The following is a 15,048-nucleotide window of genomic DNA, read 5'->3' on the forward strand; positions in this document are numbered from 1 at the left end:
ACCCGCCGTGCCGCCTCGCCGAAAGCGTCGGCGATGAAAAACCTCTCGCGAATTGGGACCCTTCTAGTCTCTTCCATGGCGCTGTGCGCCCCGCTCAGCGCGCAAGACAGCGGCGAGGAGGATACGGGCGTAATCGTCGTGACAGGCGAGGGACTTTCCGAAACGCCCGCAGCACCCGCCTATTCGACGCAGGCGATTTCGCGCGAGGAGATCGTCTCAAGCGCCTCGGGCAGGATCGAGGATGTCCTGTCGGGCGTCGCGGGGTTCCAGCAGTTCCGCCGTTCGGACAGCCGCTCGGCCAATCCCAGCGCACAGGGCGCAACCTTGCGGGCGCTGGGCGGCAATGCGACCAGCCGCGCGCTGGTTCTGCTCGACGGTGTGCCGATGGCCGATCCCTTCTTCGGCTTCATTCCGTTCAGCGCCATCGCTCCCGAAACGCTGGGCGAGGTCCGCGTGACGCGTGGCGGCGGGGCAGGGCCCTTCGGCGCGGGCGCGCTGGCCGGCACGATCGAACTATCGAGCGCCGGGCTGGACGATCTCGGCACCTTCGGCGCACAGGCGCTGGTGAACGACCGCGGCGGGACCGAGGCCTCGGCGCATGTCGCTGCAGGCCTGGGCGGCGGCTTCGGCGCATTATCGGCGCGATGGGACCGCGATCCCGGCTTCCAGACCACGCCGGAGCAAGACCGCGTGCCTGCTACCGCGCGCGCGGCCTATGACAGCTATTCGGTGCAGGTGCGCGGCGTCGTCCCGATTGGCGAGACGATGGAATTGCAGGCGAGGGGGCTTGTCTACGACGACCGTCGGACCCTGCGCTTCGACGGGGCGGACAGCTCCAGCACGGGGCAGGATGCCAGCCTGCGCCTGGTCGGTCATGGTGACTGGGCGTTCGAGGCGCTCGCCTATGTGCAGGCGCGCAATTTCACCAATATCGTGATCAGCTCGACGCGGTTCGTGCCTGTGCTCGACCAGCGCAACACTCCCTCCACCGGGCTCGGCGGCAAGCTGGAATTGCGCCCGCCGGTCGGCGAGGACCACGTCCTGCGGATCGGTGCGGACTACCGCCGCTCGGACGGCGAGCTCTACGAGACGGCAATCAGCGCCTTTTCCGGCAATGTGACCGAGCGGCGCAATGCCGGCGGGACCAACAGCGACCTCGGCCTATTCATCGAACACGACTGGACGCTCGGCGCGCTGACGCTGACGGGCGGCGCGCGCATCGACCGCTACGCGATTTCGCAAGGCTTCTACGAAGCGCGCAATGCGGGCGGCATCCTGGTGCGGCGCGACGATTTCGCGGACAGGTCGGGCTGGGAGGAATCTTTCCGCGGCGGGCTGCTTTACCGCCTGGGCGACACTGCGCGGCTGCGAGCGGCGGCCTATACCGGCCTGCGCTTGCCGACGCTCAACGAGCTCTACCGTCCCTTCGTGGTCTTTCCGGTCACCACCAATGCCAACGCCGAGCTGAAGAACGAGCGCCTTGTCGGATACGAGGTGGGCGTAGACCTTGAGCCGGCGGAAGGCGTGGAGCTGTCCGCGACCGTGTTCGAGAACCGCGTCGAGGATGCTATCGCCAATGTGACGCTGGACGCAGTGACCCGCCAGCGCCGCAACATCGAGGAAATCCGCGCGCGCGGGGCAGAAGTCTCGGTCGGGATCACCTTCGGCCAGCTGCGCTTCGACGGCTCGCTCGCCTATACCGATGCGAAGGCAACCCAGCCCGGTGCGGATTTCGACGGCAATCGCCCGTCGCAGACACCGCGCTGGGCGGGCAGCGCGACACTCGGCTGGCGACCGGCGGAAGGCTGGCTGCTGGCCGCCACGCTGCGCCATGTCGGGGACCAGTTCGAAGATGACCTGGAAAGTGACGTGCTGCCTGCTGCGACGACTCTGGGCGTGTTTGCGGAAATACCCTTCAGCGACCGCTTCGCGCTCGTCCTGCGCGGCGAGAACCTGACCGACGAGACAATCGTCACCCGCAACCAGGGCGGATCGATCGACCTCGGCACACCGCGCACCGTGTGGGCCGGCGTGCGGCTGGGCCTGTAAATTGAGGATGGCTGACTTGACCGATACCCCCGTTCTGACCCCGCGTTTTCGCTCCTGGCTGTTCGCGCCCGGAGATAGCGAGCGCAAGATGGCTAAGGCGACCGAAGGCGAGGCCGACATCGTCATCTTCGACCTCGAAGATGCCGTGGCCGAGGAAGCCAAACCCGCCGCTCGCGAAGGCATTCGCGCGTTTCTACTCGCACAGAGTGAAGAGGCGCGTGCCCGCTTGTGGGTGCGCGTGAACCCGCTGGATGGTCCGCATGCGGCAGACGACCTTGCGGCGATCATGGCGGGCAGGCCGGGGGGCATCATGCTGCCCAAATCGCGCGGGCGTCACGACGTCGAGGAACTGGACCGACTGATAACGTCGCTCGAGGTCGAACTCGGCATTGCACCCGGCTCCACCCCGGTCATCGCGCTGGTGACCGAAGTCGCCGCCGCCATGTTCACCACGGGCGATTACGCGGGTGCCCCGCGGCTTGCTGCCATGACCTGGGGGGCGGAAGACCTGGCCGATTCCATCGGCGCCCTGTCCAATAAAGGCGAGGACGGCGAATACACCTTCACCTACGAACTGGCGCGCAGCCTAACCCTGCTCGGCGCGGCTGCGGCAGGCGTTCCGGCAATCGAGACCATCGACGGGGATTTCCGCAATCTCGAGGGCTTGAAGAAGCGCGCTGAACGGGTCCGCCGCGACGGCTATCGCGGGATGCTGGCCATCCATCCGGCACAGGTTCCGGTCATCAATGCTGCGTTCTCGCCGAGCAACGAGGAAGTGGCCGAAGCGCGCGAAATCGTGGCCCTGTTCGACGCCAACCCGGGCGCGGGCACGATCGGACACAATGGCCGGATGCTCGACCGGCCGCACCTGTCACGGGCGCGGCAATTGCTGGCGCAGGTCGAAGGCTAGGCTGAAACGCGCGCCACTTCGGACAGCACCTGCTCGGCATATTCGGGCCGGCAGATAAGCAGGTCCGGCATGTAGCTGTCCGCCTGGTTGTAGACCAGCGGGCTGCCGTCGATGCGGCTGGCGTGCAGGCCATGGGCGAGCGCGACCGCGACCGGCGCGGCGCTGTCCCATTCGTACTGGCCGCCGGTGTGGAGGTAGATTTCCGCCTCGCCGCGCACGACTGCCATCGCCTTGGCCCCTGCCGAGCCCATGGGCACGAGCTGCGCACCGATCGCGTCGGCGACTGCCACGGCCTCTGTTGCGGGACGGGTGCGGCTCACCACCATGCGGGGCGGTGCAGCCGCAGCGGCCAGCGGAGCGGGCGCATCGCTGCGCAGCACCAGGTCGAGGCCGGGAAGGGCTACCGCGCCGACTTCGGGCCGGCCCTCGATGCACAGCGCCACATGGACTGCCCAGTCGGACCGTTCCTCGCCATATTCGTGCGTCCCGTCCACCGGATCGACGATCCACACGCGGTCCTTCGACAGGCGTTCGTCCGTGTCCTTGCGCTCTTCGGAAAGGAGGCCGTCATCGGGGCGCTGCTGGCGAAGCGCGTGGCAGAGGAACTGATTGGCCGTCTCGTCGCCCGCCCGGCCCAGCGCCTTGCCTTCGAACATGCCGCTCGCGCGCACTTCCAGCAGGATGCGGCCCGCGGTGGCGGCAAGATGTGCAGCAAGGTCGGCGTCGGTCATGGCGATTGCATCGGGTCCAAAAGCTAGGGGGCCCGCATGGCAGACCGAAGTCGCCATGCGAACCCCCGAATTTGCACCCCGGACGGATCAGGCGACGGCAGGCCGCCGCGCGTAGATACCAAAGGCGGCGATAATGCCGTAGCAGATCACCGGGATCACCATGGCGAGTGCGAGGTTGCCGCCGGTGGCATCCGCCACCACGCCGTAGAGCAGGGGGACCACCGCGCCGCCGAAGATGGCGACGTTGATGATACCCGAACCGTCTGCCGCACGCGGGCCCAGCTTCTCACAGGCGAGCGAGAAGATCGTCGGGAACATGATGGAGTTCATCAGGCCCACGGCCAGCAGCGAATAGGCAGCCACCTGGCCTGCGGTATTGGCCGAGATGACGATCAGCAGGATCGCGCCGATGGCGTTGAAGGCCAGGATCTTGCCCGGGCTGAAGACGCGCAGCAGGCCCGAACCGATGAAGCGGCCGATCATGGCACCGCCCCAGTAGAGGCCGATCATCCAGCCGATCACGCTTTCCGGCTCGCCCAGCACGCGCTCGGTCGAGAGGTAGTTGATGATGATCGAACCGATGGCGACTTCCGCGCCGACGTATAGGAAGATGCACAGCGCGCCGAAGCTGAAGCGGGTGCGCCGCAGCAGGGCGTTGTCGTACAGCCAGACCACCGGTGCGGCGAGGATGAAGAGCACGCCGAGCCAGCCGCTCACGTTGAGAGCGAGGAATGCGCCTGCTGCCGCCAGCGCCAGGCCGACGAGATAGCGGCCGTTCGACACCAGTTCGCCGTCGCCCATGATCTTCTCGTCATGTGGGAGGCGGTTGCGGAACATCCAGACGGCTGCGGCAACAAGCGCGATCAGCGCGGCAACGCCGAGGTAGCCCTGCCAGATCGCTTCGCTCTCCGCGGCGCGATAGGCTTGCAGCTCGGCGCCCGACAGCTGGTCTGCCGACATGTTTGCAAGGCTGCCGAGGATCACGGCCGCCCCGACAATCGGGAAGACCGTGGTGCCCAGCGAATTGAACGCCTGTGCAAAGGTCAGGCGGCTGTGGGTGGTGGACGGCGGCCCGAGCAGGCTGATGAGCGGGTTGGCCACCACCTGGACGATCACCACGCCGCTGGCGAGGATGAACAAGGCGCCGAGGAAAATAGCATAGGTTGCCGTCTGGCTCGCCGGGATGAACAGCAGGCAGCCCAGGATCATTGTGGCAAGGCCTGCCACCGCGCCGCGCATGTAGCCGATTTTCTTGACTAGCTTCGCCCCGGGAATTCCGATCACGAGGTAGGCGGCGAAGAAGCAGAACTGCACCAGCATCGCTTCGGTGTAGCTGAGCGTGAACAACTCTTTCAGCTTGGGAATGATCACATCGTTCAGCGAGGTGATCCCGCCGAAGATGAAGAACAGGCCCATTACGAAATACTGCAGGCCCGGTGCATTTACCGGCGGCGTGTCGTCGTCGACGACCGGTGCCGGATCGGTGCTCGACGCAACGTCAGGTGCCAATGCCATTCAGTTTACCCTCCCAATGGCCGGCGACCCGATGAATTGCCGGCATTCCTAATCTGTCCGGTTTGCCAGCCTTACGGGCTCAGGCAAAGCGAATACGAATGTCCTTCAGAACGTGCATTCCGTGCCTTCCGGCAAATCCTCGCGCGATACGGACGCGATGCCGAAGGTCAGCCTGGACCCGGTCGCAAATTCGATCCGGTTGCCGAGCGTCGCTGCACAGGCCGCGGTGACGACCATTTCGCGCCATCCCTTGTCGCCCGCGTGCTGGAATTCGCGCGTCACGTCGATCGTGGTGGTCTGGTCGCCATTTGCGACGGTCAGGCTGACCGGACCGGTCGGGCGGCCCTGCACCTGGTAAGTGATGCGATAGGCGCCGCTGCCGCCTTCGGGCTGCAGGATGCCGAAGCGCGAGCCCGGCTGCATGGTGATCTCACGCGCATCTTCCTGCGCATTGCGATCGACCCCGCGAACGGCGACGCCCGCCGCGCTGGAGGTGCCGCGCATCTGCGCGAGCATGTCGCTCGCCATGGAGAGGTTTCCGCCTGCGGCATAGGCTACCACGCCCGAGGCGAGGCGACCCGAGCCGAACAGTTCGGAACTGTCGAAGCTCTCGAGCGCAAGGCAGCTCTCGTCGAGCTGGCCGAGCGGCGAGGTGTCCTCGAGGCTGCGGCCATAGCCGAAAGCAAACAACGCGCCTTCAGGGCCGTTCACGGGCTTGCCGTTACAATCGGCGGGCCAGGAGAACGACAGGCGGCCGGATGCAGGGCGGGCGCCGGTCAGCACGTCGGCCACGCCGGCGCCTTCGCTACCCGGCAGCCACGATGCGACGAAGGCATCAGCGGCGTTCAGCTCGCGGTTCATCCACATGGGACGGCCCGAAAGGAAGACAGCAACGGTCGGAATGCCCTTTTCTCGGAAAGAGCGGAGCAGTTTCAGCCCCTCCTCGTCGCGGAAGACCATGTCGCCCTGGTCGCCGGCAAATTCGGCATAGGGCTTCTCGCCGAAGACGACGATGGCAACGTCCGGACGGGCGCTAAAGCTGCCGTCGAGCGAAAGGGTCGCGCTGCCGCCCCTGGCGGTCACCGCTTCCTTCAGCCCGTCCCAGATGGAACTGGCGTTGGGGAACAACGCGCCGTTCTTTCCGGCATCGCCGCCCATCACGTATTCGCTGCCGCCCTGCCATTCGAGCGTCCAGCCGCCCGACGCCTGGCCGATATCGTCTGCGGCAGTGCCGGCAACGAGCACTTTTGCGCCGCTGCGCAGCGGCAGGACGCCGTTGTTCTTCAGGATGACCTGCGAACGGGCCACGGCCTCGCGCGCGATGGCGCGGTGTTCGCTCGAAGCGAGCTTGTCGAACTGTCCGGCATAGCCGCGTTCCGACGGACGCTTGGCATCCGCGCCGAGCAGGCCGGCGCGGTACTTGACCTTGAGGACCCGCGTCACCGCCTCATCGAGACGCGACATCGGGATGGTGCCGTCCTTGACCTGCGCGACCAGCGTTTCCATCAGCGCCTTCCAGTCGTCGGGCACCATGTAGATGTCGAGGCCGGCAAGCAGCGACTGCGCGCAATCCGTGACAGTGCAGCCCGCGACCTGGCCGTGACCGTTCCAGTCGCCCACCACCAGACCGTCGAAGTCCATGCGATTGCGCAGGACGCCGGTCAGCAGGGCCTCGTTGCCGTGCATCTTGCGCCCGTTGATCGAGTTGAAGCTGGCCATCACGGATTCGACGCCGGCGGCGATGGTCGCGGGGTAGGGGCGGCCGTGCAGCGCGATGAGCTGCTCGATATCGCCGTTTACTTCGCCTTGGTCGACGCCATTGGCCGTGCCGCCATCGCCGAAGAAGTGCTTGGCCGTGGCAATCACGTGGCCGTCGCCGAGGAAATCGGGATCGCCCTTGCGGCCCTGCAGTCCCTCGACAAGTGCGGCGCCCAGCTTGGCGACGAGATCGGGATTTTCGGAATAGCTTTCGTAGGTCCGGCCCCAGCGGTCGTCCTGTGCGACGGCAACGGTGGGCGAGAAGTTCCAGTCGATACCGGTGACCTCGATTTCGACCGCAGTGGCCTTGCCGATGCGTCGGACGAGGTCCGCATCGCCCGCCGCGCCGAGCGCGATATTATGCGGGAAGATCGTCGCGCCCACGACATTGGTGTGGCCGTGAACGGCATCCGTGCCCCACATGGTCGGGATTGCCGGTTCGCCGTTGGCGAGCGGCTCCACCGAGGCATCGTACATTTCGTCGGCAAGGCGCAGCCATTCGGAAGCGGGGGCGAATTCGTCGCCATAGGGGCCGCCATTGCCGCCATTGAGATAGCTGCCGAACCGGTAGCGGCGCATGTCTTCGGCGGTGAAGGAATTGATCTGCGGCTGGATGAGCTGTGCGACCTTGCGCTCCAGGCTCATGCGCGAAACGAGGTCGGAAACGACGGCGTCTTCGGCCGAAACTGCGGTTGCGGCCGGTGCGCTCTCGACGTCGCCCGGAACAGTGGTGCACCCCGCCGCGGCAAGGGCCGCTGCCGTTGCCAACCAATACGCTTTCATTATCCTATCCCTCCCGCTCTCGGTTGATTGAGAACGTTATCAATCTCGAGAAGTGACATGCTTCGACAGCAAAATCAAGCGGTCAGATTTTGCGGGTCAGGGTTATCAGCAGGAGCATGGCCAGGGCTGCAAGTGCGGCCAGGACGAGGAACAGCGCATCGAAGCCGAACACCGGTACGAGCGCCAGCGTCAGCCAGGGCATGATGAGGCTCGGAACGGTGTTGGTGAGGTTGAACAGGCCGAGATCGCGTCCGCGCGTGGCGGGCCTGGGCAGGAAACGCAGTGTCTGGCTGGTGTGCAATGCCAGGAACACGCTGGTGGCGAGGCCGAAAACGACATAGCCCGCGATGGCCGGCACAAGTCCGTCGGCAAGACCCATGATCACGAGGCCCGCCGCTCCGACACCTGCTCCCCATGCAAGCGGGACGATCGGGCGGTCTGTCCGGTCCGACCATTTGCCTGCCAGCATGGCAGCGGGAATGGACAGGGCCAGCACGACTGTAAAAACGGTCGCCGTCTGGTTGTCGCCGAACGTGGGATCGATCGTCGCGAACCAGACGAGAAGATAAGCGAAGAGCGCGGCTTCGGCGATCTGGACCAGCAGCCGCGCGAACCACATCCGGGCCACCGTGCGGTCGATCCGGGGCAGGACCGACGCTCTCAGCGGCGTTTGGATTTCCGGCGCTTCCATGAGGTGCGGCATCGGGCGCGGTCGGCCGAACAGGAGGACGGGCGCAACCATCAGCGCCACGATGACCGCGACGATCAACAGGCGCGCATCGGGTTCCGCGACGCCGGGCAGGGTGATCACTGCACCGGAGAGCGCACCCAGGGCCGGGGCGCAGGCCAGAAGTCCTCCCAGTCGCCCCTTTTGGCCATCGGGTACGCAATCTCCGGCCCAGGCGGCCAGCGGGGCCAGCATCATGTTGAGTGCGATTTGCCAGACTACGATGAGGGCAAGCAGTTCTGTCGGATTGCTGGTGCGGCTGACCGACACCAACAACAGGCACGACAATCCGAGGCCGGCTGCGATCCAGATGCGGCGATTGTTCGTGCGGTCGCTCGCCCAGCCGAAGAAGATATTGGCAAGGCTCGCGGAAATCGCGCCGGCAAAGGCGATATATGCGAGCACGCCGACCGTGTCCGAGCCTTCCATCGCGGTAACGCGAAGGGGAAGGAGCAATGTCAGGAACGGGACGTAGGCGACCGCGCCGCCGGCGGCCGCCAGTGCGTAAAGATACAGGAACCGGCGCGATTGCTCCGCCTGCGATCCGGCCTCAGGCGGCATTGGGGCCGGGAGCCGGCGCGGTCGAATCGCGGACCACCAGCTCGCCCTTCACGCGAACCGGCTCGGTGGGAGGAGGGGTGTCGCGCGCCGCAATCAGCAATTCGACCGCCCGCGAAGCCGTGGCCGCAATCGGCTGGTCGATGGCAGTAAGGGCGGGCTGCGTGAACCGCACGATCGGCGAATTGTCGAAGCTGATGACCGACAGGTCGCGGGGGACTTCGAGGCCGTACTCCTTGGCCGCTTCGAGCACGGCAATGCTCATCTGGTCGCTGCTGGCGATGATGGCGGTCGGGCGATTGGCGGCGCCCAGCAGCTTGCGCGTTGCGGCGAGGCCGGTCTCGAACCCGAAATCGCCCTTTTCGAGCAGTCCCTCGGTCGAAAGTCCGGCCGCGAACATCGCTTCCTGCCAGCCGGCCACGCGCCAGCCGCTGAGGCTGAATTCCGCAGGCCCGGCGATGAAGCCGATGGCTGTATGGCCGAGCCCGAGCAGGTGTTCGGTCGCGATCCGCGCATTGTGCGTATCGCCCATCGTCATAGCGATGCCCGGCCCCGGCTGGGTCGAGCCGATCCGGGCGAAGGGAATGTTCCGTTCCGCCAGAAGGCCCGTAATGAGCGGGTTTTCCGAGTGGGGCGGGGTGAGGATGACGCCGTCGGGCTGCAGCGCCGAAATGGCAGCGCCCAGCTCGCGCTCGACATGGTCGGTATGCGTGTCAACCAGTTCGATCATCATGCGATAGCCGTGCTCAGCACAGGTCAGCATGCCGCCGAACATCATCTGGTCGACCCAGTCGCGGCCCTCGCGGGCCTTCCAGTCGGCAATCGTGAGGTCGCGGTCGTTGATCGCGAGGATGAGATACGAACGCGATCCGCTCATCTGCTGGGCGGCCTTGGACGGCACGTAACCCAGCTTGTCGATGCTGGCCTGCACCCGCTCCTTCATGACGGGGCGGACGTTGGGTTCATTGTTGATGACACGGCTGACGGTCTGGAGCGAAACGCCCGCATCTGCCGCCACATGCTTGATGGTCACCGCCTGGCGCCTGCGCCCCATCGTCTAAAACCCCCCTCGTTCTTTCCATCCCTGCGGTCCGGCTCCTGCGATCCCGCGCAGGAATAGGCCGCACTCTGTCTACGTCGTCAGGCCGCTTCGGCCTGGTTGGCCCCGCAATACCGTGCCACATAGGCATGATGTTCGGGTAATCCTGCAACCGTTCGCGCCACGTTTTCCCTGATCGTGGCAAGGAAGCGGGTCAGTTCCTCTTCGCTCATCTTGGTCGCCACAGGGTGATAGGTCTTGGGCATGATGCCTTGGCCCATCATGACCTGAACCCAGCTGTTCTCGGCGAAAAGTTCCTCGTCGCGGCGGAAAACGCGCCCGGTTTCGCGGAAAAGCTCGATCTTGTGCGCCAGGCTTTCGGGAATCTCCATGTCCGCACACTGGCGCCAGAAGGGCGAGTCCCGCCGCTCGGTCGCCTTGTAGTGGAGGATAAGGAAATCGCGGATCTGGACCATGTCGGTCAACTGCTGGTCATTGAACTCGTCGATATCGGCCTGGGCGATCTCTCCGAACGGTATCATGCGGATAATCCGCAGTACCGCGCGCTGGATGAGGTGGATCGAGGTCGATTCCAGCGGCTCCATGAATCCGCTCGAAAGACCGACCGCGACACAATTGCGGTGCCACTGCTTGCGGCGCGCGCCGGTGACGAAGCGGATGCGGTTGGGCTTGCTGCAGGTCTCGCCTTCGACCGACGAAAGCAGGCGAGCCTCGGCCTCGTCGTCGGAGAGATAGCGGCTGCAGTAAACTATGCCGTTGCCCTGGCGGTGCTGGAGCGGGATGCGCCACTGCCAGCCTGAATCATGTGCGATGGCACGCGTATAGGGGATCGGCGGACGAACGCTCTCGGTCTGGACCGCGATGGCGCGGTCGCAGGGCAACTGGTGGCTCCAATCGTCGAAGCCGACGTGCAGCGCGCCTTCGATCAGCAGGGCTCGGAAGCCGGTGCAGTCGACGAACAGGTCGCCTTCTATGCGCGAACCGTCTTCGAGGTGCAGGGCAGCGATATTGCCGTTTTCCCCATCAAGCTCGACGCGCGCGATCTTGCCTTCCTTGCGCATGGCGCCATGCGCCTCGGCTTCACGCCGCAGGTAGGCGGCATAGCGGGTGGCATCGAGCTGGTAGGCGTAGTTGATCCGGTTTTCCGGCAGGTGGGCGAACTTGCCGGCATAGGCTGCCTTGAGTTCGAGGCAGTAGTCGTCGAAGCTTTCGGTGTGACCCTTGGTCAGGCCGTGGAGCCAGAAATGCTGGAAGCCTGCCGACCAGTGGTCGCGGCCGGTTGCGCCGAAGGAGTGGAAGTACTTTTCGCCATCGACCTTCCAGTTCTCGAACTCGATGCCGAGTTTGAAGGTCGCCTGCGTCTCGCGCATGAAGGTGTTTTCGTCGATGCCGATCAGCTGATTGTATTTCACCAGCGGCGGGATCGTGCTCTCGCCCACGCCGACCGTACCGATCGCGTCGCTTTCCACCAGCGTCAGTTCGATCGTCTTGCCCATCGTGCGGGCGAGCGCACACGCCGCCATCCATCCGGCAGTGCCGCCCCCGGCAATGACGATGCGGCGAGGAGTGTAATCGGTCTTCATGAGTTCAGCATCCTGAGGAGAAATGAGCGCAGGCGCGAGGCGGCAGGTGCATCGAGCGGGTCGAGGACACCCCTTTTCCCGGCGGGAATGTGCGCATGGTTCGCAGGTTCATGGGAAAACACATAGTGGTCGAACAGGTCGCGCCAGATCTCGCGGTCGGCCTGCGGAAGGTCACGCAATGCAAGTATCGCGTGGTTCAGCGCCACCTGCGGATCGCCGCCCCAGGCTGCGCCATCGCGCCACCAGTAATTCACGAGGACGTTGAAGTCCGAAAGCCCTTCGACATGGTGCCACCACATGGAAGGAACGAACAGCGCGTCCCCCGGCTCCATGTTCGCCACCTGCGCATGGCCCAGAGCCTCGGCGAAGCGCGGGAAACGATCGAGGTCCGGGGCATGGAAATCGACCATGCTGATGGGCCTGCCCGCAGGAGTGTTGTCCAGCGGCCCCAGGTAGAGGTTGCGGAACTGGTCGGGCGGAAACAGCGTGAACCGCCGCTTTCCGACAGCGCAACAGGCCAGGTTGTCGGGAAAGTCGCTATGGGCAGCGACCCTGGTCGCATTGCCTATCCAGATACTGTGTCGCGGGTTGCGTTCGCCCAGCGGAGGCGGATTTTCCTCCGCCACGCCATCGAAATGGCTCTTGATGTCGATGGAGCCAAGATAGGCTGTCGGTGCATCGGGCTGGCCTTCGTGCTTTTCGAAGCCGGCGAATATCTCCGCCAGCTTTCCTTTGCCCATGCGGAAATTCATCGACATGTCGTCGTCGTAGAACATGCGACCGCCCTGGGCTGGCGGACCCAACGAGATCGCGAATTGTACCGGGCGCGCCCGCTCCACGAGATAGGCACGGGCTGCATTGTTCGATTCCAGCCCGGCCTGGACCAGCGGCCAATCCTTCACCAGTCCGCGCACGAGAAACGGTTCGCGCGCGTCCTTCAGCAGCGCATCCAGCGCCGCTTCATCCCGAACTTCGCGTTCGGGTACCGCCTTCATGGCGGCGAAGATGGAAGGGTCGGCTTCAGCCATTCCGGACCTTGGCATCCTTGCGTTCGACGAGATCGGAGAAATGCGACAGCGAGGCCAGCGCCATGAATACGGGCATCAGGTGGCCGCTTCCATGCAAGTCGGCGAGGGCATCGCCATCGAGGCTCTGGAGCTTGCTTTCATTGACGATGTGAAAGCCGACGAGCGAATGCTTCGAGCCGTCCGACAAGGGCACTTCCAGCGTGAACGGCTCGAGCAGATCGTGCCGCTTCAGGGCGTCGAAGAAGCCGGCGCTGTCGCGGTGGCCCTGGTCGAGTTCGCCCAGCATGCCTGCAATATCCTCGAGGAACGGCGTGGTCCCTCCATCCTCGTCGAAAACGCGGGTGCCTTCGCCGTTTTTCGAGACGCGCGGATGGTCCATGTCGATGTGCACCTGGCCCACACCTTCGCCGTTCTGCGTCCGCCCGATGAGGAACGGCTGGATGGCAAGGCTGAGCGGGCGGTAACGCGCGTCCCAGTTTCCGTCCTTCAGGAACAGGTTCTCGCCGTTCTCGAACCCGAACAGGGCAAGCGCGGTGAAGCTGTCATCTTCCTGGTTCTTGCGGAACACGATCGGATATTCCGCCTGCACGCGCCGGAATTCGATCGGCGTGACCAGCGTGCCCATGACGGCGTCGCCGCGCTCCGCACTAGGCTCGAGCAGGACCCGCAGATCGCGGTGATCGGCATTGTTCAGGACTTGGTGGTTGCTCATTTCAGGCAATTTCTCCCTCGCGCGCATCCGGCGCAGCGGTTGTGTTCACAGCGTCGAGATAGACGCGATTTGTCGGTAATGCAGCAGCCAAGCCGCGCGCACGTTCGCGCACTTCGGCAAGGCGGCGCTGCGCAAGTTCGAGATCCGCGCCCGGCGCAGTTTCGGGCGCCGGGAAGCCCATGCCGTAAAGCACGTAGTGCTGGCTGTAGGCGGAGAATATCTCGTCGATCTGCGGAAAGTCCCATTGCGAGGGCGGCTGGTCACGCCACAGCACCAGCTGTTCGCCCAGCGAGGCGGGGACAGTTTCGGGGGCGCGCTGGGCTCGCCAGTAGGGTTCTGTTCTTTCGCTCAGCACGTAGTGGAGCTTGAGAAAGTCCACGATCCGGTTCCAGCGGTAGCGGAACAGCGTGTTGAACCGCGCCGCGTGGGCGGGCAGCGCCGCCCGGCTCGCGGGGAAGTTTTCCGCCAGTGCCTTCAGCGACAGTTCGATCAGCACGATGGCAGAAGCTTCGAGCGGCTCGATGAACCCTGCCGAAAGACCGACGGCAAGGCAATTGCCCTGCCAGAACCGTTCGCGGTGCCCGGTCCTGAAGGACAGCTTGCGCGGGGCGAGGCTGTCGAGGTCGGCTCCGGCGACATTGGCAGCGATGTACGTGCGCAAGGTAGCCTCCGCCTGTGCATCGTCGCAGAAGCGGGAGGAATAGACGCAGCCGATCCCGCGGCGGGTCGGTAGTGCAATGTCCCACAGCCAGCCCGCTTCGTGCGCGGTGCCGATGGTCTGCGAGGCGATCGGCGCGTCGGGGAGGGTGGGGACCTGTACGGCGAGCGCGCGGTCGTTGAACGACACGTCGGACCGGTCGACCCATCCCCCTTCGAGGTGTCCATCCGCAAGCACCGCGGCCATGCCGGTGCAGTCGAGGAAGAAATCGCCTTCCAGCCTGCCGTTTTCGCGCAAGACCAGCGCATCCACCAGCCCGTCTGCACCGACTTCGACACCGGAAATATGATCGGCAAGATGAGTAACGCCGAGCCGCGCGGTCGCGTGGCGTTCGAGCAGGCGTGCGAATTTGCCCGCGTCGAGGTGATAGCCGTAATTCAGCGCGCCCGCGTAATCCGGCATGGAACGCTGTCGCGGGGCAAGGTTGCGAACGCAGGCATCGGCCTGCGGCGTCACTGCGGAGGCGAAGGCAACGCCCGGCGCATGCTGCTGCCATGCCGACAGGAGTGCCCGCATATCGCCGGGAGCGGGGGCCGTGAACGGGTGGAGATAGCTGTCGCCGGCCTTTCCGGTGCGCCAGCCGTCGAAACGCGAGCCCTGTTTGAAGCTGGCATCGCATTCGCGCAGGAATTCCGCTTCGGGGATGCCGATGGTGCGCAGCGTGTCGCGCATGGTCGGCCAGGTGCCCTCTCCCACACCGATGGTCGGGATGTCCGGTGCCTCGACCAGGGTAATCGACAGGTCGGGACGACGTGCGGCGAGATAGGCGGCGGAAAGCCACCCCGCGGTGCCTCCACCGGCAATCACCACATTTTGCATCTGTCGCGCCATGTCCTGAACTCTGCCCCTACATGCCCGATGCATGGGGCAAAAGGAAAGGGCCGCGCCAGCCTTTCGGCAGCGCGGCCCTTCGTTT

Annotated in this window: 11 protein-coding genes; 2 read left to right on the forward strand and 9 right to left on the reverse strand. The window is 65.2% G+C overall.

All coding sequences use genetic code 11. The features are described 5' to 3' along the window. Positions 1-75 precede the first annotated feature (75 nt). Together LC083_RS09630 and LC083_RS09635 are read left to right on the forward strand one after the other, a co-directional pair. Positions 76-2,049, forward strand: a complete 1,974-nt coding sequence (locus tag LC083_RS09630; protein WP_226700210.1) for a TonB-dependent receptor plug domain-containing protein — start codon at positions 76-78, stop codon at positions 2,047-2,049. A gap of 16 nt (positions 2,050-2,065) precedes the next feature. Continuing rightward, a complete protein-coding gene (locus LC083_RS09635) occupies positions 2,066-2,959 on the forward strand; it encodes an HpcH/HpaI aldolase/citrate lyase family protein (RefSeq protein ID WP_226700211.1) in 894 nt (297 codons plus the stop codon). On the opposite strand, the gene LC083_RS09640 is transcribed toward LC083_RS09635, so the two are convergent. The 9 genes from LC083_RS09640 to LC083_RS09680 form a co-directional block, all read right to left on the reverse strand. Then, positions 2,956-3,690 (reverse strand): 3'(2'),5'-bisphosphate nucleotidase CysQ, encoded by a 735-nt coding sequence (locus LC083_RS09640; protein WP_226700212.1) that lies wholly within the window; start codon positions 3,688-3,690, stop codon positions 2,956-2,958. The genes LC083_RS09635 and LC083_RS09640 overlap by 4 nt on opposite strands. Positions 3,691-3,777: 87 nt before the next feature. Next, complete coding sequence (locus LC083_RS09645) at positions 3,778-5,205, reverse strand: sugar MFS transporter (RefSeq protein ID WP_226700213.1); 1,428 nt, start codon at positions 5,203-5,205, stop codon at positions 3,778-3,780. A gap of 105 nt (positions 5,206-5,310) precedes the next feature. After that, positions 5,311-7,746, reverse strand: coding sequence for a glycoside hydrolase family 3 protein (locus LC083_RS09650; RefSeq protein ID WP_226700214.1), 2,436 nt, complete (start codon positions 7,744-7,746; stop codon positions 5,311-5,313). A gap of 82 nt (positions 7,747-7,828) precedes the next feature. Continuing rightward, positions 7,829-9,034: an MFS transporter gene (locus LC083_RS09655; RefSeq protein ID WP_226700215.1), complete on the reverse strand. Its 1,206-nt coding sequence runs from the start codon at positions 9,032-9,034 to the stop codon at positions 7,829-7,831. After that, complete coding sequence (locus tag LC083_RS09660) at positions 9,024-10,085, reverse strand: LacI family DNA-binding transcriptional regulator (RefSeq protein WP_226700216.1); 1,062 nt, start codon at positions 10,083-10,085, stop codon at positions 9,024-9,026. Before LC083_RS09660 ends, LC083_RS09655 begins: the two co-directional genes overlap by 11 nt. Positions 10,086-10,171: 86 nt before the next feature. Then, positions 10,172-11,674, reverse strand: coding sequence for a tryptophan halogenase family protein (locus tag LC083_RS09665; RefSeq protein WP_226700217.1), 1,503 nt, complete (start codon positions 11,672-11,674; stop codon positions 10,172-10,174). Continuing rightward, on the reverse strand, positions 11,671-12,702 hold the full coding sequence (locus LC083_RS09670; protein ID WP_226700218.1) for a cupin-like domain-containing protein: 1,032 nt from the start codon (positions 12,700-12,702) through the stop codon (positions 11,671-11,673). The genes LC083_RS09665 and LC083_RS09670 overlap by 4 nt, the downstream gene beginning before the upstream one ends. After that, entirely contained in the window at positions 12,695-13,414 is a 720-nt protein-coding gene (locus LC083_RS09675; RefSeq protein WP_226700219.1) for a SapC family protein, read from the reverse strand. Before LC083_RS09675 ends, LC083_RS09670 begins: the two co-directional genes overlap by 8 nt. Position 13,415: 1 nt before the next feature. Continuing rightward, positions 13,416-14,963 carry a tryptophan halogenase family protein gene (locus LC083_RS09680; RefSeq protein ID WP_226700220.1) on the reverse strand — a complete coding sequence of 516 codons (1,548 nt, stop codon included), beginning with the start codon at positions 14,961-14,963 and terminating at the stop codon, positions 13,416-13,418. Positions 14,964-15,048 lie beyond the last annotated feature (85 nt).

Origin of the sequence: Qipengyuania gaetbuli, from assembly GCF_020524765.1 — a bacterium.
GTDB classification, from domain to species: Bacteria; Pseudomonadota; Alphaproteobacteria; order Sphingomonadales; family Sphingomonadaceae; genus Qipengyuania; species Qipengyuania gaetbuli_A.